The sequence below is a fragment of the Bacillus sp. EB106-08-02-XG196 genome (genome assembly GCF_013396335.1).
Lineage (GTDB): Bacteria > Bacillota > Bacilli > Bacillales > Cytobacillaceae > Neobacillus.
Window position 1 is genome coordinate 239,807 of record NZ_JABWSY010000009.1, and the last position, 19,703, is coordinate 259,509.

A 19,703-nucleotide genomic window follows, 5' to 3' on the forward strand; every position below is an offset into this window, starting at 1 on the left:
TTAATAACCGAATTTTAAAAATATACTATATACTTAACTTAACTTGAAAAGAAATAAAGGGGGAGTGCACCTTGCCTATTAACATTCCAAAGCTGCTGCCTGCGAAAGAAATCCTTGAACATGAGAATATCTTTGTCATGGACGACGAACGGGCAATACGTCAGGACATTCGGCCATTAAAACTACTTATATTAAATTTAATGCCCGAAAAAGAAAAGGCAGAGACGCAGCTCTTAAGGCTATTGGGAAACAGCCCGCTGCAGGTAAATGTAAAATTTTTAAAAACCAATTCCTATGAATCTACAAACACGAGCAAACAACATCTTGAACAATTCTATACCACCTTTTCTGAAATCAAAAATCAAAAATATGATGGCATGATTATTACTGGTGCTCCTGTTGAGCTAATGGAGTTTGAGCAAGTAAAGTATTGGGAAGAACTTACCGAGATTATGGACTGGACCAAAACCAATGTCACCTCTACCCTTCATATTTGCTGGGGAGCACAGGCTGCACTCTTTTATCATTATGGGATTGATAAATTTGAACTATCTCGTAAATGTTCAGGAATCTATGAGCACCAAGTTTTCGAGCAAAATGATTTACTCCTGCGTGGTTTTGATGATCATTTTTATGCTCCTGTTTCCCGATATACAGATGTATCGATTGGAGAAATTCATGAGAAACCTGAACTTAAGCTGTTGGCTGCCTCGGAGTATGCTGGAGCCCTGCTTATTGCCTCCCATGACAGAAAACATGTGATGATAACAGGACACTTGGAGTATGAGTCTGATTCCTTAGCTCAAGAATACAATCGGGATATTGAGAGAGGGCTGCAAATTCATATTCCGGAAAATTACTTTCCAAACAATGATCCTACGCAGCCGCCAATCAATCGCTGGCGTTCTCATGGCCACTTGTTCTTCTCAAACTGGCTCAACTATTATGTCTATCAAGAAACACCATTTAATTGGGATTAAGAAAAGAAGCATCGGGATAAACCGATGCTTCTTTTTCAATGTCTTTAAAGTATTATTTTTTATTTATTCTTCGTTTATTTTTATAAAATTATAGAAAGAATATCGAGCAAAGGGGGTAAACGTTGTGGAAACAGTCGTAGCACTGCATCGAAACCATGTTGGAGAGATTATCAGCTTTGTCACATCCGGAGGACGGATTATTTCCTATCAAAAAGCATTAATGGAAGCTGCAAACGGCGTCATCAAAGGCGTTCAAGCGATTGAGGATTATGATGGTAATCTTGTTCTAAGCCCCGAGCTGGAACCATCCTTTGACCATTACCCTGATTTATTCTAAAAAAGCACCTGGCGGCGGCCAGGTGCTTTACGCTTATTCAGCTTCGTTTTGTTTTTGAATTTCTTTTAATGCCTCTATTCTCGTTTCATCTTCTTGGAAAAATTGAACGAGGTCAACGATTCTTTCAATCGAATCCCAGCTTAAGTGGTGCTCGATTCCTTCGACATCATTATAGATATTTTCATCTTTCACTCCGATAATTTTTAAGAATTGTTCAAGTAAATCATGTCTAAATACAAGGCGTTTCCCAATCTTATTCCCTTTTGTGGTTAAACTGAAGCCTCTGTATTTTTCATAGACTAAATATTCATCTTTGTCGAGCTTTTGTACCATTTTTGTTACAGAGGAGGGATGAACAGATAGTGCCTCTGCAATATCTGAAACACGGGCATACCCTTTTTCTTCAATTAACATATATATTTGTTCAATATAATCTTCCATACTAGGTGTTGGCATCCCGGACCTCCAAAAAAATTACTCTTCTAAAAGTTTACTATAGAAAAAAAATAGTGACAAGTTGAATTATCACTTTGTCACACTTTTAGCACTTGGTTCTTCAAATAAAAACTTGACCCTTTTCTCCTGTTCATCGAGAAAAAGCCTTGCATTAAAGGTTTTATCCTTATTCGTAAACCCTTCAATCAACTCTGTTTTCCCTTCCGTTAAGAGGAGTTTAATATTCTTTTGGGTAATGTTTTTCCCGAGGATTTTTTTTGATATTGTGAAATTACACTGGTTTTTTTGATAGTTCGAACAACCATAAAAGTTTCCTTTATCAACCACTGAGCCATCACATTTTTTACAATTCCCCAGCTTCGTACTGCCTTTACCCTTTGTCATCTTCTTACTTGGAGTGAAATTTTCACGAACATCTTCTGAAAATATCCAATTTGCAGAATGTCCCACTCCAGAAGAAATCAGATGGTAGACCATTTTATTGGTTTGTTCCATGAAATTCTTTGGAGAAGCAGACCCCTCAGAGATTTCTTTTAATTTCTGCTCCCATTTTGCCGTCATTTCTGGGGAAGCCAGAATTTCCTCACCAATCGCTTCTATCAATATTCTTGCTTTTGAAGTTGCATAAACTAAGTTCTTGGTTACATCAATATATTTTCGGTCCTTCAACATCGTAATAATTCCAGCCCTTGTTGCCTCAGTACCAAGACCTTCTGTCTTAGATAATATTTTCTCCATTTCCTTGTCTTCGATATGCTTCCCGGCAGTCTTCATTAACGTGATTAACTGACCTTCAGTATAGCGTTTTGGCGGCTGTGTCTGGCTCTCTTTTACATCCACCTTCGTTGTACGGCCTTGTTCCCCTTTTGAAACTTTCGGCAGTGCCGGTTCATCCTCTTTTTCCTTTTGGTTGATTACCTTCCGCCAGCCTTCATCGATTTGGACCTTTCCCTTTGATTGAAATACTGCCCGTCCATCTACTAAAGTTGTCACTGTCGTATATTCAGCAATTGCTTTCGGATAATGTGCTGCAATTAAACTTGTGACAATGAGGTCATATAGTTTCTTTTCATCTGGGTCTAATCTTTCAACATTTGGAACTTGTTCAGTAGGAATTATCGCATAGTGATCAGTAACTTTTTTTTCGTTTACATATCGTTTGTTATCCGCAATTGATTCCAATGGCAGTGGGAAGAATTTATCATACCCATTGATATGACTTAAATTAGTAAGTATTTCAGGGAATGTATTCGCTTCTTCTTTCGTTACATACCGCGAGTCAGAGCGGGGATAGGATACATTTCCTTTTTGATAGAGTTTTTGCAGCACATCCAGTGTCTTCTTCGGTGAAAATTTGTATCGTTTATTTGCTTCAGCCTGAAGAGCTGAGAGATTATAGAGTAACGGTGGAAAGAATTCTTTTCTTTCCGATATCACATCTGAAACTTCTGCAGGCTTTTCTCGGCAAAACGCCGCAACCTTCTCAGCCATTTCTTTTGTTTTTACGCGTGATTCTCCATCATTCTGCCACTTACCTCTGTATTTCTTGCCATCGATGTTAAAATGGCCAATCACTTCCCAAAAGGGTTCAGACTTGAAATTTTCAATTTCTAATTCTCTTTTTACAATAAGTGCTAATGTTGGGGTCTGTACCCTGCCTACAGAAAACACATCTGAAAAGCCTTGTTTTTGCAGCAGTAGGCTATAGAGCCTTGATGCATTCATTCCGACTACCCAATCTGCACAAGCCCGGGTGTACGCTTCAAAATATAAATTTCTTGTATAATCTTCGTCTAATAATTTATTAAACCCATCTCGAATAGAGTTAGCTGTTAAAGAGGATATCCAAAGTCGTTTCATTGGCTTTTTACAGCCAGTAATTCGAAGTATATTACGGATAATCAATTCACCTTCACGCCCGGCATCACCCGCATGGATAATTTCTGTTACCGCAGGATTATTTACCAGCTTTTGAATAACTGAAAATTGTTTTACTTTATCCTTCGTTACTTCATATTGGAACTGATTCGGAATCATCGGCAGATTATCCAAAGACCATTTCTTCCATCCCGGCTCATACGTTTCTGGATTCACAAGCTGACATAAATGCCCAATCGCCCAAGTGACATAGGCACCATTTGGAAAAGTCTCATTGGGAAAAACCTCAATAAAACCATTTTGTTTTTTATTTTTAAAAATAGAAGCCAGTGTTGAACCTTGATCTGGCTTTTCAGCAATAATTAATTTCATTACGATTGCTCCTTTTGATAAAGCATCCAGCATTCATTTTCCCACTTCATTTGTCTTTTTGTAAAGGATTAAAATATATCCAATAGTAGACCATTAGATTGATAAATTATTTAATTAAACTTTAATTGGTAGATTTTTCATATAATAAACAGTGGTACGTAAGAGGATTAATAGTGTTGGAGAAAAATAGTGCGTGGCAATTTAATATGCAGAAATAAACTTTCATAGAGTCTGAGCACCATATTCTTGGACTCAGACTCTATTTTATACTTTTTTAAACGGACAATCTAATTTATACAGGCGGCGATATCTCTCTTCATTTTCCAGCAACTGAGAGTGACTGCCTTCCATGGCTATTTTACCATTTTCTAGGAATAGGATACGATCCATTTTCTCTACCCCTATTAAATGGTGTGTCACCCAGATAATTGTTTTTCCCTTTAAGTTATCAAAAATCGTTCTTAACAGCTTAACCTCCGTAATGGGATCGAGACCTACCGTTGGTTCATCCAAAATAACCACAGGTGTTTTTTGCAGTAGAATACGAGCTAACGCAATCCTTTGGCGCTCTCCGCCTGAGAAGCGTTGGCCTGTTTCTTGCATATTTGTTTCGTATCCTTGCGGCAGCTCTCTTATCATTTCATCCAATTGAACCATTTTCGCAACTTCATGGACCTCTACATCACTTGCTTCCGGATTACCAAGTCGAATATTGTTCAACACAGAAGTATTAAACAAATACGGTTTTTGGTTCAGTACACCCATAATTTTAGAAATAGAAGGTTCCCGTTTATGTGCATCTATACCATTAAGTTTCACCGCACCACTAACAGGAGCAAGTACACCTTTAATGAGTTTTAATAGCGTTGATTTACCTGCGCCGCTCCGTCCAATAATAGCTATCCGCTCCCCTTGCTCTATCTTTAATATAAAATCATGCAACAGTAATTTATCTGAATAACCCAATGAAACGTTATTTATTTCAATCAAAATCTGAGAATTGGAAATATCTATTGCTAGAGTTTCTTGCTTTGACTCACTATATATTTGAAGCGAATCTAGGCGTTTTAACGATTCTTGATAGCTTGTTGTTTCACTAATTCCTTCTGCGATTGGTAAAAAGGATTCTAGCAGCGACAATAAAACAAGTGCAAAAGCTGCTATTAAAGTCGGAGGAATCTCACCACTCGCAGTTAAATCGCTTGCCCAATATATCGCAACAATTACGATGGAGCCAAGAATCAGTTGGTTCACAATATCACGGTAATTTACGAATGATTGTTTTTGAGTTTCAACCTTAAGTAGTTTCTGCTCCTGTAGTTCGTACCTATGGATAAACGCTTTTGTATGACCGCTAAATATCCAGTCACTTATCCCAAAAACAGCTTCTGTAAACTGTTGGTAAAGCTGATTTCTACCATGTTTCAATTTTTCATTTTTACCTCTAACATAAAAAAATGAAACAAATGGACCTACAAAAAGTATGAGGCCAATTAAGCAAGCTAGTAAAATAGCAAAGGGAACCGAGAAAAGACCAGCGCCTATGATAATCACACTATAGACTACTAATGAAGTAATAGCTGGGAACAATGTTTTTAAATAGAACTCCTGAAGGTGTTCAATATCATCTGCCAGAACTCCGAGAATATCCCCAGTGCGAAATCGCGAAGTAATAAACAAAGCTTGCGGCTCAATGATTTTATATAACCGAACACGCATCTGAGAAAGTATTTTCAGTACAAACTGATGACCGACAAGCCTTTCAAGATAACTTAAAACGGCACGTCCAATTCCAAATGTTCGAACACCTACAATCGGGACATAGACCATTAAAATGGATTCAGGCATGGTTGCAGATTTCGAGATGAGATATCCAGATGTAAACATTAATGCCCCGCCGAACAGAATGGTTAGTGACCCCAAAAGAATAGAGAGAAAAAGTAAACCACGATATTGTTTCAAATATGGAAGAATCCATTTGTTTCTATTCATAGATTTCCCTCCATTTTTGTTGAAACTAGCTGATAATAATAGCCACGCTTTGCAAGTAATTCATCATGTGTTCCAGTTTCAACTAACTCTCCTTGGTCAAGAACAAGGATTTGGTCCATGTCTAACATCCAATGGAGTCGATGTGTTGCAAAAAAAACGAGCTTACCTTCAAACAATTGAAGCATGGTTTCCTTTAGTTCTGCTTCTGTTTCAATATCGAGATGGGCTGTTGGTTCATCAAGCATGATGATCGGGGTATTTCCTAAGAATGATCGTGCGATGGCAATACGTTGTTCCTGTCCGCCGCTAATCCTTCGTCCACCCTCACCAATTTGATTCTCTAACCCTTGTGGCAGCTCATCGACCATTGCTTTCAAGCCGGATTTCTCCGTCGCTGCTTCCACTTCTTCAAACGTTGCTTCAGGATGGTAAAATCGAATATTGTTCATTATAGTGTCGTGGAAAATATATGGCTGCTGTGGAATATATGTTATTTGCTTTTGCCAATCCCGCTGGCACAAGGAGGTTACCTTTTTACCACTGATTAGAAATTCTCCTCTTGAAGGGTTTAAAAATCCACTTAACACATCAATCATGGTGGATTTCCCCGAACCACTGGCACCAACAATACCAATTCTTTTTGAACCCGATAGTGTAAATTTGATATCTCTTAATCCAGGTTTTTCGCCCTTACTATATTCGATACTCATTCCTGATACAGTAAGAGTGCTGGTAGATTCCCAGAGTGAAAGGGGTTCTTGTTTTGGCAGGCTGCTGTCAAGATCAAGTATTTCTTGAATTTTGTTACCAGCATTTTTACCATCAAGTGTCGCGTGATAATCTGCTCCCACCTCTCTTATCGGCAGGAAGTACTCTGGTGCCAGCATTAAAATGGTTAATGCCGAGTGCAGCTCCATACTCCCATTAATTAACCCTAATCCTAGGAATACAGCCACCGTTGCAATCGAAAGCATCGTAAAAAAGTCGAGTGCAAACGAGGATAAAAAAGCAATCCGTAATGCCGCGATTGTTGCTTTTCGATATTGTTCACTCACCCAGGCAATCTTTTCAATATGCTTCACACTCAAACCGAGATACTTAAGAGTTTCTAAACCTCTTAATGAATCAACAAAATGATTGGATAGTAATTGATAGGATTCATATTGGCTGAGTGCTTTACCTATTGCAGCCTTACCAAGTAAAACCATAAAAATCATGACAATTGGAAAGGTCAGTACCAAGATGAGCCCCGAACGGGAATTTTCAAAGAAAATATAAAGGACAAGTATCCCTGGGATAAAAGCAGCATTCATAATCTTAGGAAAGTAAAGTTCCAAATAACGACGAAATTTCGTGATCCCTTCCATTACTAGTGTAACGGTCTGTCCAGAACCTTCCTCTTGGGTAAATCGTGGGCCAAGTTGAAATACTTTTTCTAGTAAACGTTCACGGAAGTTCTTGCTCGTTTTCGCTGCAAAATCGTAGGCGATATTCTTTTTCACAACAGTAGTAACCTGTCGAACTATAAGAGAAATAAAGAAAATCAATAAGTCTTTAATAACAGTTCGAAACAAATCTCCCCCAAATAGGGAGGAGATTGCTTCAGCTAAATAATAGGCTTGAGTAATTATGGCAGCAGCTTGAATTGCCGTTAATATGGCTAAGAGACTCAGTACAGTCTTAGCCCCTTGATAAGAAATCATTTTCCTGTCCATCAGTAAGTTAAATGCTCCTTGTCAGTTACTCTTTTCCGGAAAACATAATAACTCCAAATTGTATATCCTAAAACGAATGGTAAGACGGTAAATGCAACGATAGTCATTATTTTTAACGAATAGTCCCCGCTCGCTGCATTATATACCGTTAAATCAAAATCCTTATCAATACTGCTAATCATCACCCTTGGAAATAGGCCAACAAAGATGGCTGATACCGTGAATGCTAAACCAAGACCGGACATCGTAAACGATAATCCTTCGCGTTTCTTCAGGTTGAAATAGTACACTAAGCCGTATGCTGCTACTATTAAACCTGCAAGAATTAGTTCAGGTACACGTCTAACTTCAAAAATATCCGTCATAAACCATGACAATACTACGAACACAACGAGCGAGCCTAATACGGCAAGAGTTACCTTTTTAGCCAATAGACTGGAGCGCTTTCGAAGCTCCCCTTCTGTTTTTAAAGAAAGGAAGTTAAGTCCATGTAAGAAGCAGAGTAAGGTTACGGTGAGTCCTCCCCATAGAGAGTAAACTTTAATGAAATCTGTAAAACCTGCTGACATATTCATGTCTTCTTTGATTGGCATTCCTCTAAGCATACTGGTAAAAAGAACTCCCAATAGGAATGGCGGCAGTAAGCTGCTGATAAAAATAACCCAGTCCCACACATTGGTCCATCGTGGATTCTCGACCTTACGGCGGAATTCAAACGATACCCCTCTTCCTATTAAACATAGGAGAACAGCTAATAATGGCAAGTAATAACCGCTGAACATCGTCGCATACCAATGTGGAAAGGCTGCAAAAATAGCTCCACCACCCGTTAATAGCCAAACTTCATTCGCATCCCAGAATGGCCCTATTGTATTGATCATCACTGTTCGTTCTATTTGATTTCGAGCTAAAAGCCTCGTGGACATACCTACTCCAAAATCGAATCCCTCTAGGAAAAAGAAACCAATAAAGACTACGGCGATTAAGACAAACCATAATTCACTTAACTCCATCTTAAGCACCTACCTTTTTAAATGGATCGGTTGTTACTTTCGCCATGACACCATGACCAACATCCGGACCCTTTTTAATTTCACGGACCATCAAATAAACCATTACACCTAAAAGCACAGTGAACACTAGAAGATACATGATGGTTGAAAATAGAATCATTCCTGCCGAAACATTTGGAGAAATGGAATCAGCTGTGGTCATTAGTCCAAATACCGTCCACGGCTGACGCCCCACCTCGGTCATAATCCATCCAGCGGTATTCGCCAAAAATGGAAATAAAATCGCTGGCAGCAGGAGTTTTAAAAACAAGTTACTGTTTTCCAATTTTCCTTTTCTCCATAGGTAAAGACCAGAAAAGGATAAGAGGATCATTGCCAACCCAAAACCAATCATGAGCCTAAAGCTCCAATAAGTTGTTTTTACCGGCGGAATATAGTTGGTACCTTCACCAACGACAGAATCATATTTATCGGTATATTCTTTTTGGAGTGTTTCAATGCCTTTAAGGCTGCCTTCAAATTTTGAATACGCCAAGAAACTCATCGCGTAGGGAATATTAATTTCAAACTTATTCTCATGTTTCTCAGTATTAATAATGGCAAATGCTGACCAAGGAGCCGGGTCTTGTGAATCCTCCCAAATCCCTTCAGCTGCAGCCATTTTCATCGGCTGTGTTTTCACTAAGTATTGTGCTTGTGAATGTCCGCTTAGGGCAGTGCCAATACTTCCGATTAAACCAATGATAATAGCTAATTTCATCGATTTTTTATAAAACTCGATATGTTTTTTCTTAAGTAGATTAATAGCACTTACCCCTGCAATAAAGAATGCTGCAGTACATAACGCGCCAGTTAATACATGAGGGAATTCAACTAATAATTGCCCGTTCGTGATTAAAGCAAAGAAATCATTCATCTCCGCGCGCCCATTGTTCATCTCAAATCCAACTGGCACCTGCATAAAGGAATTGGCAGTCAAAATCCAAAAACCAGATAATATGGTTCCGAGTGACACTAGCCAGATACAAGCTAAATGAACTTTTTTTGATAAACGATCCCAGCCAAAAATCCACAATCCGATAAACGTTGATTCCATAAAAAAGGCTAGCAGCGCTTCGATTGCAAGCGGGGCTCCAAATACATCACCTACAAATCTTGAGTAATCTGACCAGTTCATACCAAATTGAAATTCTTGAATGATTCCTGTTACTACTCCGACTGCAAAGTTAATTAAAAATAGATGTCCCCAAAACTTTGCCATTTTCTTGTATACTTCCTTCTTTTTCACCACGTACAAGGTTTCCATTAAGGCAACCATAAAGACTAACCCAATGGAAAGCGGTACAAAGAAGAAGTGAAAAATGGTTGTCGCGGCAAATTGAGTTCTTGCCAGCAATACTGCATCCACAATCAGGACCTCCTTAAAATAATAATGTTCAACACTTCACAAACTTAGCGATAAAATAAGGCAATAACATAATTAACCCTATTTTCATACAGTTAATGATAATAATTATCCTTTAATAATTATTATCGATACTTCCACCCATATATTAGCAGAATTCACTATATAATAGTTCTAGTATTTATGTCTAATTTGTGAAATGCGATATAAAAAAGGGCAGTCAATTTTGACCACCCACTTGCAGTATTATTGTATAAGTTTCAAGGTTGAATCCTGCATATACCAATTTTCTTCTGGAATGATATTCGATACAGTCAAAATAAATGATGGAATTCTTTCAACATCAAAAACAATTGCACCTATTTTCTTCGTGAACATGAGAAAGGCGTCACCATGTGAATAAGATGATAAATCATTTCCGATTTGAAGCAATGACATCAAGACAACTTGTTTTTCTTCGGCTTCAATGAAGACTTGCGGCGAGAATCTTAAAATCCATTCATCTCCCTCAATCGAAAATCGGTACATTACTCCTCACCCTTTATCAACCATTTTTATAAGAATATGAGGCTGATAAAAATTTATGTTGATAGTTTTATTAATTTTGAAGATTGCATGAAAATACGATTTACTGGGTAAAAAAGCGCTTACTTTCCTTGACTGCCCAAAAATATTCATGTATATTTAAAGCGTCATGTATCATTAATTGAATAGTATTAATATTATCTTTATGTACATGATAATATTTATCTTTGGCACTTACATAAAGTGTCCTGAAAGGCTTAGGAGGAAATAGTAAATGCAAAACGGTAAAGTAAAATGGTTCAACAATGAAAAAGGTTTTGGTTTTATCGAAGTTGAAGGCGGAGACGATGTATTCGTACATTTCAGCGCTATTACTGGCGAAGGCTTCAAGTCTTTAGAAGAAGGCCAAGAAGTTTCTTTCGAAATCGTTGAAGGAAACCGCGGACCACAAGCTGCTAACGTAGTAAAACTTTAATCTAATGACTAACCAAAGGCTGGCGAATACCGTCAGCCTTTTTTATATTTCTTTAAATGCCTTCTTAGATGCCTTCTTGAAATTGGCATCCCGTACAGTAACTAATCATCTTGTAAGCTTTTTTCCATATTCCTGCAGTTTTTCCCCTACGGTGCATTGTGAAATACAAAAGCGATGGGCAAACCTCCTGCCCCCATCTTGTTTAAACTGCTGATGAACAAAACATCCATTACAGTACTGGCCTAATAGGGATTCAACATGATGGAACAGTTCTTTTCTACTAGAATTTTTCACGAGTCAAAGGCACCCCGTTTCCTAAATTATTTGTGTCTTTGCAAAAATTTCTTTCCCCTCTAACGCCTGAGTAGCCAATTTATCTGCTTCTTTATTATCATTTCTTGGAATCGGTGTGTACTTTGGTATCAGCGAGAGTGCCTTCATTTTTTCTTCAATCCTGTCAAGCCAGGCATTGAGTACATCCTCATAGCACGGCCATTCTCCTTCAAGCTGCTTTAAGACGACCTGTGAGTCCCCCTTAAATTCACAAGGCAGATGATGAACGCCTAATTCCTCTAAAAGCGTTAAACCATAATAAAAGGCTGCATATTCTGCTTCATTATTTGTTTCCAATTCATCGAACATTTCGTTCGCTCTAATTCGATATTTCTTTTTCCCTTGTTTAAAAAATATAACCACACCAAGACCGGCTGTATTGGTTTCCTTTTGAAATCCGCCATCGAAATATACAGTGATTTCATGAGGATCATCCTCAATTTCAGTTACCAGCTTTTTCAGTTCCTTTAATATCCACGATGTACCTATCTCATCATAAAAGTAGATGTCACTTGCTTTCCCTAGCTTTTCAAGCTCTTCACCTGCTTGTATTGCCAATTCCGTAGAAATCCAATCAGAGGTGAATTGTATTTTTTCATTACTGCCTGTTTTATAATTCCACTCAAGTCTATATTTCATGATTTTCAACCTTTCTAAAGAAAATTTCTGAGTTGAAAAGAAAGAATTTATGATTGCACTTTCTTACAATACGTTTAAACATCTAGTCTTAGCATACCCAGTTCAACAAAGTAGAAAGAGGGAAAATTTATTTCCTGCGTTTTGTGTTAGATTATGATAAACTTTCAATTATTATGAAAATGGAGGGACTCCTATGATCGAAGTCTACATAGACGGTGCCAGTGCTGGCAACCCAGGTCCAAGCGGTGCTGGAATTTTTATAAAAGGGAATGGGACAGCCGAAAAATTTTCAATTCCGCTCGGTATGATGTCTAATCACGAGGCCGAGTATCATGCCTTTATTAAAGCATTAGAGCTGTGCTTAGAAAAAGGCTATTCCCATAGTGTTGTATCCTTTCGAACGGATTCAGAATTAGTCAATAAGGCTGTAGAGAAAGAATTTGCAAAAAATAAACTATATGCTCCTCTTCTAGAACAGGCATTACAGTTATCGAAACAATTTGATTTATTTTTTATGAAATGGATTCCAAGTATCGAAAATAAAGCAGCCGATGAATTGGCCCGACTTGCAATCCGAAAAAATACATTGGAGGAAGAGTAAAGCAACATGAAAAAGCCTATTTTTGTAATATCATGGTTAAACAAAAATCCCCCCGGTTTGGGAGGATTCTTGTTTATATTGCCACTAGTTCTCTTTCTTTAACGAACTTGAGGGCCGCATTTCTTGTTTGTATTTTGCTCGAAACAAGGGTTTCTAATAATGACACATAAAAGCTGCCATCAAAGCTCTTCTGGGCTTTTAATGTGATCTCTATCGCAGAATTAATCAATTCATCGGAAGCATTCGTATAGTGTTTTCCGAAATAAATAAACCCAATTGCATCCTCTTGAAATTGAAATCCTTTTCCTTCTAGGTAGTGCAAGTACTCATCAGTTGTTCGCACTGGCTTCTCCATCCCTCTCCAAGCAATCTAAAACCATCTACTATCAGATTTTAACTTAAATTTCGACAATTTTCTACCCCTTTTTGTACATAAATGTCCAACTACTCCGACTATTGCCCCAAGAATTGCTCCGCCAATTACTTCTTCAGGCTGATGTCCTAACATTTCCTTTAACTTTTTGGGAGCTTCCTGTTCAAATTCTACGCTTTCCTCTTTGTCCACTTTTTCAATTAAATCATGCATGGAATTGACTTTTAAGGTGAGTTCACCTGTTTGCCGCCGTATCCCTTGGGCATCGTACATGACAATTAATCCATAAACCAGCGATAGAGCAAAATCAAATGTTGGCAGCCCTCGCTGTAGCGCTATATAGGTGGTTAGTGTTGAAACTCCAGCTGAGTGGGAGCTAGGCATACCGCCTGTTTGGAAAAAGAGGTCTGGGCGCCACTCTTTCTTTTTGTAATAATGAATGGGAATCTTTAAGCCTTGTGCTAAACCAATACTAGAAAGGGCTAAATAAACGCCTTTATTCATTTTTATCACCTCTTATCATTATTGTTTAGAAAGTTGAGTTTTATTATTCCGAGTGGAAATACTAAAAAAATGGGAGGTGAGAAGGATGAGCAAAAACGGTCATGCTAATCGCGGTGTAAAGGCTCCTGGGGTTAATCCACAAGGATACGGACAAGATGCAGAATTCGCTGAGGAACCAAAAAGCAAACTAGAAAATGCACAAAAGAAAAAAAATACAAAATAAAATGGAAACAGCTGTCCCTTTCTGGGACAGCCTCAGGATTAAATACAGGGACAGGAATAAATAACTACTGCACCAATTATTGCTTTCGGAAGATGCAGCTGCTACATAATTGTATTCCTCAGTGAGAACATGTTTTTTAATTTTTTTTGGGAGATTTTTAAAAAAATAATAAGGTTCCTAACGAAACAAATAGTTGAAAAGATAACATAAAAATAACTTGATGAATAAAGTTGCAGTAACAATACCAAATATGGAGCCTGGCAGAGCACCAATCCCGATGTTAAGTAAAATCCATTTGATATATCCATTTTAACTCCTCCAATAGGAAGGCTAAGCTTTTTGCAAAAACTTTTCACAACATTTTTTGAATTTTTTCTTGCTTCCACAAAGGCAAAGATCATTTCGTTCAGGCTTTGGTCGGTCTGCTTGAAGGTGATTTTGCAGCCACTTCTGTTTTATATTTTCAGCCAGCTTTTCCATTCGTTCATGGCAGTAGTTATAGAGTTCAAGATAACTCTCGCAGAAATAATCTGGGTTAACTATATCAACTGCTTGATTCCATGCTCGATTTCTCGGACAACCGCCATGGCATAAATGTAAAAACTTGCAGTCTCTACACTTATCAGGTAAATTTGGCTTCAATCCAAGAAAGTCTTCATATTTTGGGCTGTTTAAAATATCTATAAGCGAATCCTGAGCGACGTTCCCAAGTCTAGATTCATCATTAATATAAAAATCGCACGGATAGGCGTCACCGTTTTGTTCAAGGATCAGTGTTTTTGGGCATGATTGACGATGGACACAAAGTTCTGCCTCTTGGTGCAAATACACACTTAAAATGTTATCAAAGATCCTGACCGATCTTTTCGGGTTACCATTGTTATACCATACATCAAATGCCTCACATAAGAACTGGCCATATTGTTCAGGTGTAATCAAATATTGCACCGGCTTATTCGGTTCTTGGGCTCGGAAATCCATACAATGAATAAATTGCACATGGCTAAACCCTTCTGTCTGATAAAACGCCATCAACTTTTTTGCCCTGCCTACATTTCCTTCGTGAATAACCGTGAGGATATTAAAGTCAACATTTGCATTACGCAAATGATTAATCCCACGCATCACACGGTCGAAGCTCCCAATGCCCTGACCATTCACCCTTCTTGCATCATTGATTTCCTTTGGTCCATCCAGACTAACACCGATTAATAAATTATATTGTTTAAAAAAACTTGCCCATTCCTTTGTAATGAGCGTGGCATTGGTTTGCAGTGAATTGCTTATGATTGTATTCTTAGGAGCGTACTTTGCTTGTAAATATACAACCTGTTTAAAAAAATCCAAGCCAGCTAGGAGCGGCTCTCCTCCCTGCCATGCGAATGAAGCTACGCCATTGGAAATATCCATATATTCTTTAATAAATTTTTCAAGCATAATAGAATCAATTTTTTCGATTTTTCCTGGCTGACCTCCACAACTGCTATAATAGCAATAATCACAAGCAAGATTACATGCCTCAGAAACAGTTTTCCACATAACACCGATATGGCCTTGGTTCTTCGAAGTTAAACAGGATTGTACCATTTTTTGTTAGTCTCCTTACTGTTTAATAGTATGTTTTACGTCCCTATGCATGAGAAATTCTAGGCATCGGCATCTGCTCTTTATGCAATTCCGCCCACGCATATTTTAATAGAAGCTCTTTTTTCAATTCTTGATAGTTTGGATGATCCCATAAATTATTTAATTCTTTTGGGTCCCCCTTCAAGTCAAAAATTTCACCATAGGTTTGCCGGTAATAGATCGTAATTTTATAGCGCTCATCAACATAGGTTTTTTGATGGATGGTTGTTGGCTCATGACGAAACTCACACAAAATGTGATCCCTTACCTTCTCTTGGATTCCCAGCCAAACATTCTTTTGGTCTTCACCAGACATATTAGGCGGGATAGGGATACCAGCTAAGGACAAAAAGGTTGGTGCTAGATCGACCAGCGATTGCAGGGCATGTGATTCTTTTTGTCCCGGTACTTTCCCCGGATATCGGACAATAAATGGCAGTTTAATCAAATCCTCATAATGAAACCCGCCTTTGTACTGCAAGCCATGCTGGCCGAAGAAATGACCGTGATCTGTGCTAAAAACAACCAGAGTGTCATCGGCAATTCCCAGTTCATCCAGCTTATCTAGAATTTTACCAATATACTTATCCATGAAACTTATCATCCCATAATAATTCGCTACTAATTTTTTTCGGTCGTCCTCTGGCAGCAAATGCGAGTGATAACCGTGAATGCCCCAGCCTGTTTCCTCTAGGTCAGAAAAGTCAGGGTTCTCCTCCTGGGTCTTTTTAAAATGCGTGGGATTCTTGTCATGTTCGCCGGGAACAGCCTCGGGAATGGTCAACTGATTAGGGTCGTACATCGAAGCCCATGGCTCCGGCACCAAATATGGAGGATGCGGATCCGGAAAGCTCGCCCAAAGGAAGAAGTTTTCCCCTTGCTGTTGATAGGCTTCCAGAAGTTCATTGGTTTTTTCTGCTATGTATGTATTATAGTGATACTCCTCCGGAATCCCCCAGGTATATTTAATGGCTGGATCCATCGTTCCCGTTGGAGCCATATAATACTTTTTCCAGTCATGGAAACCCTTCTCCTCCAGCCAGGCCACGTAATGCTGGCCCACCAAGTATTCATTGGTATGATTGCGCAAAAGTTCAATTCTTTCAAAACCGTAGAATGGCTGATTGTAAGATTTCCAGAAGTCAATATTCTGGAGGAGCGGCATCGATTCCAGTGATGGATACTCATCTGACGTGCGCGTAGGCTGGAAATGAGCCTTCCCGACAAGTGCTGTTCGATACCCATTTTCTACAAAAACATCGCCGACAGTCAGTTGCTCCTCACTCAGTTTTGTTCCCAATGTCCATGCCCCATGCTGGCTTGGGTAGTTGCCTGTTATGATTGAAGACCTTGCCGGTGTACATGTAGGATTTGGACAATAGGCGCGCTGAAAAGTCGTTCCTTCCTTAGCCAAGCGATCGAGGTTCGGGGTGAATAGTTCCGGGTTAAAGGCGCCGATCGTATCATAATGCTGCTGATCACTTGTGATCAATAGAATGTTTGGTCTTTTCATAAATGCCTACACCTCTTTATCTTAGATAAAATTTTATTAAGAGCACGAAAAAGCAGTGGGAGTGAACCCGTCCCATGATAATGCCGCCCACTCCACCGCATTTTATCAGCTAGTATTACTCTTTAACTTTTAGCTTGATATCAAAGCTCTTCCCATAAGAATTCTTGGAATCAATATGAATTAACGTCTTTTTACTAGAAACGGAAGCCTTAACACCCTTGCTCGCTTCTACCACTGCAGGGTGCGGGAGTTCCACCTCCAGCTTCATCTTATCAAGACTGAAGGTCGGGTCGGAAACAGCAATCGTCACAATATCCCCATCTTTTTTCACAAGAATCGATGCCGGATTATAGGAAGTTACATTACTTACACTTCTCTTTTTGTCACCAAAGAAATTGAACCCTTTCAACCCAAGATTAACATGTTCAACAGCATGTACATCCTCCGTATTAGACAAGATCTTCACACCTGGACTATTCGCATATTCCTCCGTATCTGCTTCATTGAAATTAGGCAAAATCACATAGGCATATTTCGCATTTTGCGGATTTGTTCCATGCTCCAGTCCTAATGTAAAGAAGTTCTCCGTAATCTTGGTGTCCGGGTTGGGAGTACGGATTTTTTTAAGGCTTTCCGTCACCGTATTTGTTGAAACATTGATGCTGGAGGATTCAGGAAAGTAATACCCTACCTTACTTGCTTCCTCATCGGTTTTAAAATTCAGCCATTTTAACTCGTATTGGCCATTTTCAGGATCCGTTAATACTTGATCATCATACGTTTCCCCTGTAATGGAACTGGTTTCGTTGCTGTCAAACATCCGGTTATCAATGGTGGAAATAACCTCTCGTCCCAACTGATCCTTAATACCAGATCCAAGTAAAATAATTTCATCATCAAACATAAACGCCGATTTATTCGCTTCGGCATTTTTATATGCGACAAAATCGTCAGGCAGTATCCCTTTCTGTTTATCGCGATAGCCAATCTCATCCCCAAGCTGAATACCTGTTACCCCGTATTTCCCCAGCTTTACCCCGCCGGAATACTTATTCGTTCCTACTGGAAAATAAACATAATCATTTTGCGACACTGAGGATGCAAAGAAATTTAATGGATGATTGGTATTTTCATAGTAAGCCTTTCCATACAGCTCAGGAATGGTTTTTCTCTCCTCAACAGGTACAGTTGTTCCCGGAAGCTTATAAGGGCCAATAGTTGCAAAATAATTAGCCCCAAATGATTTCGTTTGATTCCTTCCTGATAAATATAAGTAATACGCGCCATCACCTTGGAACCATGGCATTAAATTTTCGCCGCTCATATACTCATATTTGCTGATTCGGTCAGAGCTTCTTGAAAAAGCAAACGCATAGGAGTCTCTTAAATGGACCGTTTTATCCATTAAATTAAAGGCATAATGATTTTCTTCGGCAATCGCGTTTTTAGCCTCAACGTTGGAATCCACGATCAGGTTATTATACTGTACCACAGCTAAATTAGAAGTGAAGGATCCCGTATTAATAGTCCCTTTCGTAGTTTGAGCAATATATTTAATGTGAGATTTTAATTGCTGACTGTCTTCTTCATTCAAGTAGTTCGTTAAATCAACCATTGCTTCGACGATACCATTGACATCCGCATACCCGGTTCCTGTTCTTGAAACCGCCCGGCCTTTGACGATTTCCATCATATACCCTTCAAAAATAACCGGTGAGAAGCCTTGATATAACCAATTTTTGACGGTTGGAACCAATATGTCTTTCGGATTGTATGAACTATCGTCCAGAATTTTCATCGTTTGGATAATTCGATTGATCAGGACTTTCCCGTAAGAACCCGTATAGGCAACCCGGTGGTGCTGAATAAAGGAGCCATCCTCATAAAATCCATCCGTATTCCCATTTACAATATGATCAGGGTCGATTGTTTGAAAAACAGTCAGGATATTGGCCACTGCCTTTGATACCCGCTGCCCGTCTCCTGTAATTGCCCCTTGGATAATTCGATTTGTGGCGATATCGGCAAGATTGGCGCCTGTATGTTGACGGGCCGTTAAATCAATATCCCCGTCTTTTCCGTTCCTTAAGTATAAATCCATCGAGTTCGCATAGGCGTTAATCAGTTCCGGTTTTTGGCTTTTAATCTCATCCTCTAACAAAAGTAAGATTTTCGAAATATGATTCGGGGCACCTATTTCCCATTCATACCAATTCCCGTAATAACCCTTTTCTTGGTCGGCAAAGTGATTAGCATACAGCCAATCCAGCCCTTCAATGATTTTATTGATCATTTCCACATTCTCGTAAAAGTTAAATCCGGTTTGGCTAGGGTCTTTATAGGATTTGGCAGCTAGTGCCATTTGGTATAAATACAAATAGGAGTTGGCTAGATTTTTCGGATCTTGGCCAAGTGTGACATCTTTGAACAGACCTTGTCCCCTTTCCTCGCTAGGAAGGAACGAGTCGAGCCTATCATTGGCCGTTTTGTGGACTGAATTGATTTTACTAGCTAACAATGGGTCAGAATTCAAGCTTTCAGTACCAACCAGATACTTTCTAAAGTTCTCCTTTAATTGATTGAGTTCATTTACAGATTCTGCAGAATTTGCCACGGTGGAAGCTGCCGACGTTTCAGAGGCATGAACGGAGTTGTTGGTATCTAGTGCCGAAACAGATAAAAAGGTTGTTAGTGTCAATGATGTTGCCAAAATTTTCTTTAAATTTTTTACCATACATACACC

Annotated in this window: 19 protein-coding genes; 5 read left to right on the plus strand and 14 right to left on the minus strand. The window is 38.9% G+C overall.

Going from position 1 to position 19,703, the window contains the following annotated elements; all coding sequences use genetic code 11:
- Window positions 1-71: 71 nt before the first annotated feature.
- The gene (metA, locus tag MLOOGBEN_RS15985; RefSeq protein WP_179159253.1) at window positions 72-980 is read left to right on the plus strand and encodes a homoserine O-acetyltransferase MetA; all 909 of its coding nucleotides are present in this window, start codon (window positions 72-74) and stop codon (window positions 978-980) included.
- Window positions 981-1,104: 124 nt separating this feature from the next.
- Window positions 1,105-1,317, plus strand: coding sequence for a DUF3892 domain-containing protein (locus MLOOGBEN_RS15990; RefSeq protein WP_179159254.1), 213 nt, complete (start codon window positions 1,105-1,107; stop codon window positions 1,315-1,317).
- 33 nt (window positions 1,318-1,350) lie between these two features.
- On the opposite strand, the gene mntR is transcribed toward MLOOGBEN_RS15990, so the two are convergent.
- From mntR to MLOOGBEN_RS16025, 7 genes are all read right to left on the minus strand, one after another.
- Window positions 1,351-1,773, minus strand: coding sequence for a transcriptional regulator MntR (gene mntR / locus MLOOGBEN_RS15995; RefSeq protein ID WP_179159255.1), 423 nt, complete (start codon window positions 1,771-1,773; stop codon window positions 1,351-1,353).
- A 69-nt stretch (window positions 1,774-1,842) separates the two neighbouring features.
- Entirely contained in the window at window positions 1,843-4,023 is a 2,181-nt protein-coding gene (locus MLOOGBEN_RS16000) for a DNA topoisomerase III (RefSeq protein ID WP_179159256.1), read from the minus strand.
- A gap of 264 nt (window positions 4,024-4,287) precedes the next feature.
- On the minus strand, window positions 4,288-6,015 hold the full coding sequence (gene cydC, locus MLOOGBEN_RS16005; RefSeq protein WP_179159257.1) for a thiol reductant ABC exporter subunit CydC: 1,728 nt from the start codon (window positions 6,013-6,015) through the stop codon (window positions 4,288-4,290).
- Window positions 6,012-7,730, minus strand: coding sequence for a thiol reductant ABC exporter subunit CydD (gene cydD, locus MLOOGBEN_RS16010; protein ID WP_179159258.1), 1,719 nt, complete (start codon window positions 7,728-7,730; stop codon window positions 6,012-6,014). The genes cydC and cydD overlap by 4 nt, the downstream gene beginning before the upstream one ends.
- Window positions 7,730-8,743, minus strand: a complete 1,014-nt coding sequence (cydB, locus tag MLOOGBEN_RS16015) for a cytochrome d ubiquinol oxidase subunit II (RefSeq protein WP_179159259.1) — start codon at window positions 8,741-8,743, stop codon at window positions 7,730-7,732. Before cydB ends, cydD begins: the two co-directional genes overlap by 1 nt.
- Window position 8,744: 1 nt before the next feature.
- On the minus strand, window positions 8,745-10,151 hold the full coding sequence (locus MLOOGBEN_RS16020; protein WP_368737794.1) for a cytochrome ubiquinol oxidase subunit I: 1,407 nt from the start codon (window positions 10,149-10,151) through the stop codon (window positions 8,745-8,747).
- Window positions 10,152-10,394: 243 nt separating this feature from the next.
- Window positions 10,395-10,676, minus strand: a complete 282-nt coding sequence (locus tag MLOOGBEN_RS16025; protein WP_095251973.1) for a hypothetical protein — start codon at window positions 10,674-10,676, stop codon at window positions 10,395-10,397.
- A gap of 271 nt (window positions 10,677-10,947) precedes the next feature.
- Between MLOOGBEN_RS16025 and cspD the strand changes: the two genes are divergently transcribed.
- Window positions 10,948-11,148 carry a cold-shock protein CspD gene (gene cspD, locus MLOOGBEN_RS16030; RefSeq protein ID WP_026563856.1) on the plus strand — a complete coding sequence of 67 codons (201 nt, stop codon included), beginning with the start codon at window positions 10,948-10,950 and terminating at the stop codon, window positions 11,146-11,148.
- A 105-nt stretch (window positions 11,149-11,253) separates the two neighbouring features.
- Here the strand turns inward: cspD and MLOOGBEN_RS16035 are convergent, their stop codons facing one another.
- Window positions 11,254-11,442, minus strand: coding sequence for a zinc-finger domain-containing protein (locus MLOOGBEN_RS16035; protein ID WP_179159260.1), 189 nt, complete (start codon window positions 11,440-11,442; stop codon window positions 11,254-11,256).
- A gap of 21 nt (window positions 11,443-11,463) precedes the next feature.
- Complete coding sequence (locus MLOOGBEN_RS16040; protein WP_179159261.1) at window positions 11,464-12,120, minus strand: reverse transcriptase-like protein; 657 nt, start codon at window positions 12,118-12,120, stop codon at window positions 11,464-11,466.
- Between the two features lie 193 nt (window positions 12,121-12,313).
- On the opposite strand from MLOOGBEN_RS16040, the gene MLOOGBEN_RS16045 reads away from it, so the two are divergent.
- On the plus strand, window positions 12,314-12,721 hold the full coding sequence (locus MLOOGBEN_RS16045) for a reverse transcriptase-like protein (RefSeq protein ID WP_179159262.1): 408 nt from the start codon (window positions 12,314-12,316) through the stop codon (window positions 12,719-12,721).
- A 73-nt stretch (window positions 12,722-12,794) separates the two neighbouring features.
- Here MLOOGBEN_RS16045 and MLOOGBEN_RS16050 read toward each other — a convergent pair whose 3' ends face one another.
- Window positions 12,795-13,076, minus strand: a complete 282-nt coding sequence (locus MLOOGBEN_RS16050) for a DUF6123 family protein (protein ID WP_179159263.1) — start codon at window positions 13,074-13,076, stop codon at window positions 12,795-12,797.
- A gap of 15 nt (window positions 13,077-13,091) precedes the next feature.
- The gene (locus MLOOGBEN_RS16055; RefSeq protein WP_179159264.1) at window positions 13,092-13,598 is read right to left on the minus strand and encodes a divergent PAP2 family protein; all 507 of its coding nucleotides are present in this window, start codon (window positions 13,596-13,598) and stop codon (window positions 13,092-13,094) included.
- Between the two features lie 85 nt (window positions 13,599-13,683).
- Here MLOOGBEN_RS16055 and sspL point away from each other — a divergent pair, with 85 nt between their 5' ends.
- The gene (gene sspL / locus MLOOGBEN_RS16060; protein ID WP_179159265.1) at window positions 13,684-13,821 is read left to right on the plus strand and encodes a small, acid-soluble spore protein L; all 138 of its coding nucleotides are present in this window, start codon (window positions 13,684-13,686) and stop codon (window positions 13,819-13,821) included.
- Between the two features lie 330 nt (window positions 13,822-14,151).
- On the opposite strand, the gene MLOOGBEN_RS16065 is transcribed toward sspL, so the two are convergent.
- From MLOOGBEN_RS16065 to MLOOGBEN_RS16075, 3 genes are all read right to left on the minus strand, one after another.
- Window positions 14,152-15,408, minus strand: coding sequence for an anaerobic sulfatase maturase (locus MLOOGBEN_RS16065; RefSeq protein ID WP_179159266.1), 1,257 nt, complete (start codon window positions 15,406-15,408; stop codon window positions 14,152-14,154).
- A 43-nt stretch (window positions 15,409-15,451) separates the two neighbouring features.
- The gene (locus MLOOGBEN_RS16070) at window positions 15,452-16,960 is read right to left on the minus strand and encodes a sulfatase family protein (RefSeq protein ID WP_179159267.1); all 1,509 of its coding nucleotides are present in this window, start codon (window positions 16,958-16,960) and stop codon (window positions 15,452-15,454) included.
- A gap of 115 nt (window positions 16,961-17,075) precedes the next feature.
- Window positions 17,076-19,694, minus strand: coding sequence for a polysaccharide lyase 8 family protein (locus MLOOGBEN_RS16075; protein ID WP_179159268.1), 2,619 nt, complete (start codon window positions 19,692-19,694; stop codon window positions 17,076-17,078).
- Window positions 19,695-19,703 lie beyond the last annotated feature (9 nt).

Coding starts and splice junctions, on each gene's coding strand:
- cydC (WP_179159257.1), bottom strand. CDS start 6,015: ATGAATAGAAACAAATGGATTCTTCCATATTTGAAACAATATCGTGGT.
- cspD (WP_026563856.1), top strand. CDS start 10,948: ATGCAAAACGGTAAAGTAAAATGGTTCAACAATGAAAAAGGTTTTGGT.
- MLOOGBEN_RS16065 (WP_179159266.1), bottom strand. CDS start 15,408: ATGGTACAATCCTGTTTAACTTCGAAGAACCAAGGCCATATCGGTGTT.
- cydD (WP_179159258.1), bottom strand. CDS start 7,730: ATGGACAGGAAAATGATTTCTTATCAAGGGGCTAAGACTGTACTGAGT.
- MLOOGBEN_RS16070 (WP_179159267.1), bottom strand. CDS start 16,960: ATGAAAAGACCAAACATTCTATTGATCACAAGTGATCAGCAGCATTAT.
- MLOOGBEN_RS16000 (WP_179159256.1), bottom strand. CDS start 4,023: ATGAAATTAATTATTGCTGAAAAGCCAGATCAAGGTTCAACACTGGCT.
- MLOOGBEN_RS16025 (WP_095251973.1), bottom strand. CDS start 10,676: ATGTACCGATTTTCGATTGAGGGAGATGAATGGATTTTAAGATTCTCG.
- cydB (WP_179159259.1), bottom strand. CDS start 8,743: ATGGAGTTAAGTGAATTATGGTTTGTCTTAATCGCCGTAGTCTTTATT.
- MLOOGBEN_RS16075 (WP_179159268.1), bottom strand. CDS start 19,694: ATGGTAAAAAATTTAAAGAAAATTTTGGCAACATCATTGACACTAACA.
- MLOOGBEN_RS16055 (WP_179159264.1), bottom strand. CDS start 13,598: ATGAATAAAGGCGTTTATTTAGCCCTTTCTAGTATTGGTTTAGCACAA.
- mntR (WP_179159255.1), bottom strand. CDS start 1,773: ATGCCAACACCTAGTATGGAAGATTATATTGAACAAATATATATGTTA.
- sspL (WP_179159265.1), top strand. CDS start 13,684: ATGAGCAAAAACGGTCATGCTAATCGCGGTGTAAAGGCTCCTGGGGTT.
- MLOOGBEN_RS16050 (WP_179159263.1), bottom strand. CDS start 13,076: ATGGAGAAGCCAGTGCGAACAACTGATGAGTACTTGCACTACCTAGAA.
- MLOOGBEN_RS16045 (WP_179159262.1), top strand. CDS start 12,314: ATGATCGAAGTCTACATAGACGGTGCCAGTGCTGGCAACCCAGGTCCA.
- MLOOGBEN_RS16040 (WP_179159261.1), bottom strand. CDS start 12,120: ATGAAATATAGACTTGAGTGGAATTATAAAACAGGCAGTAATGAAAAA.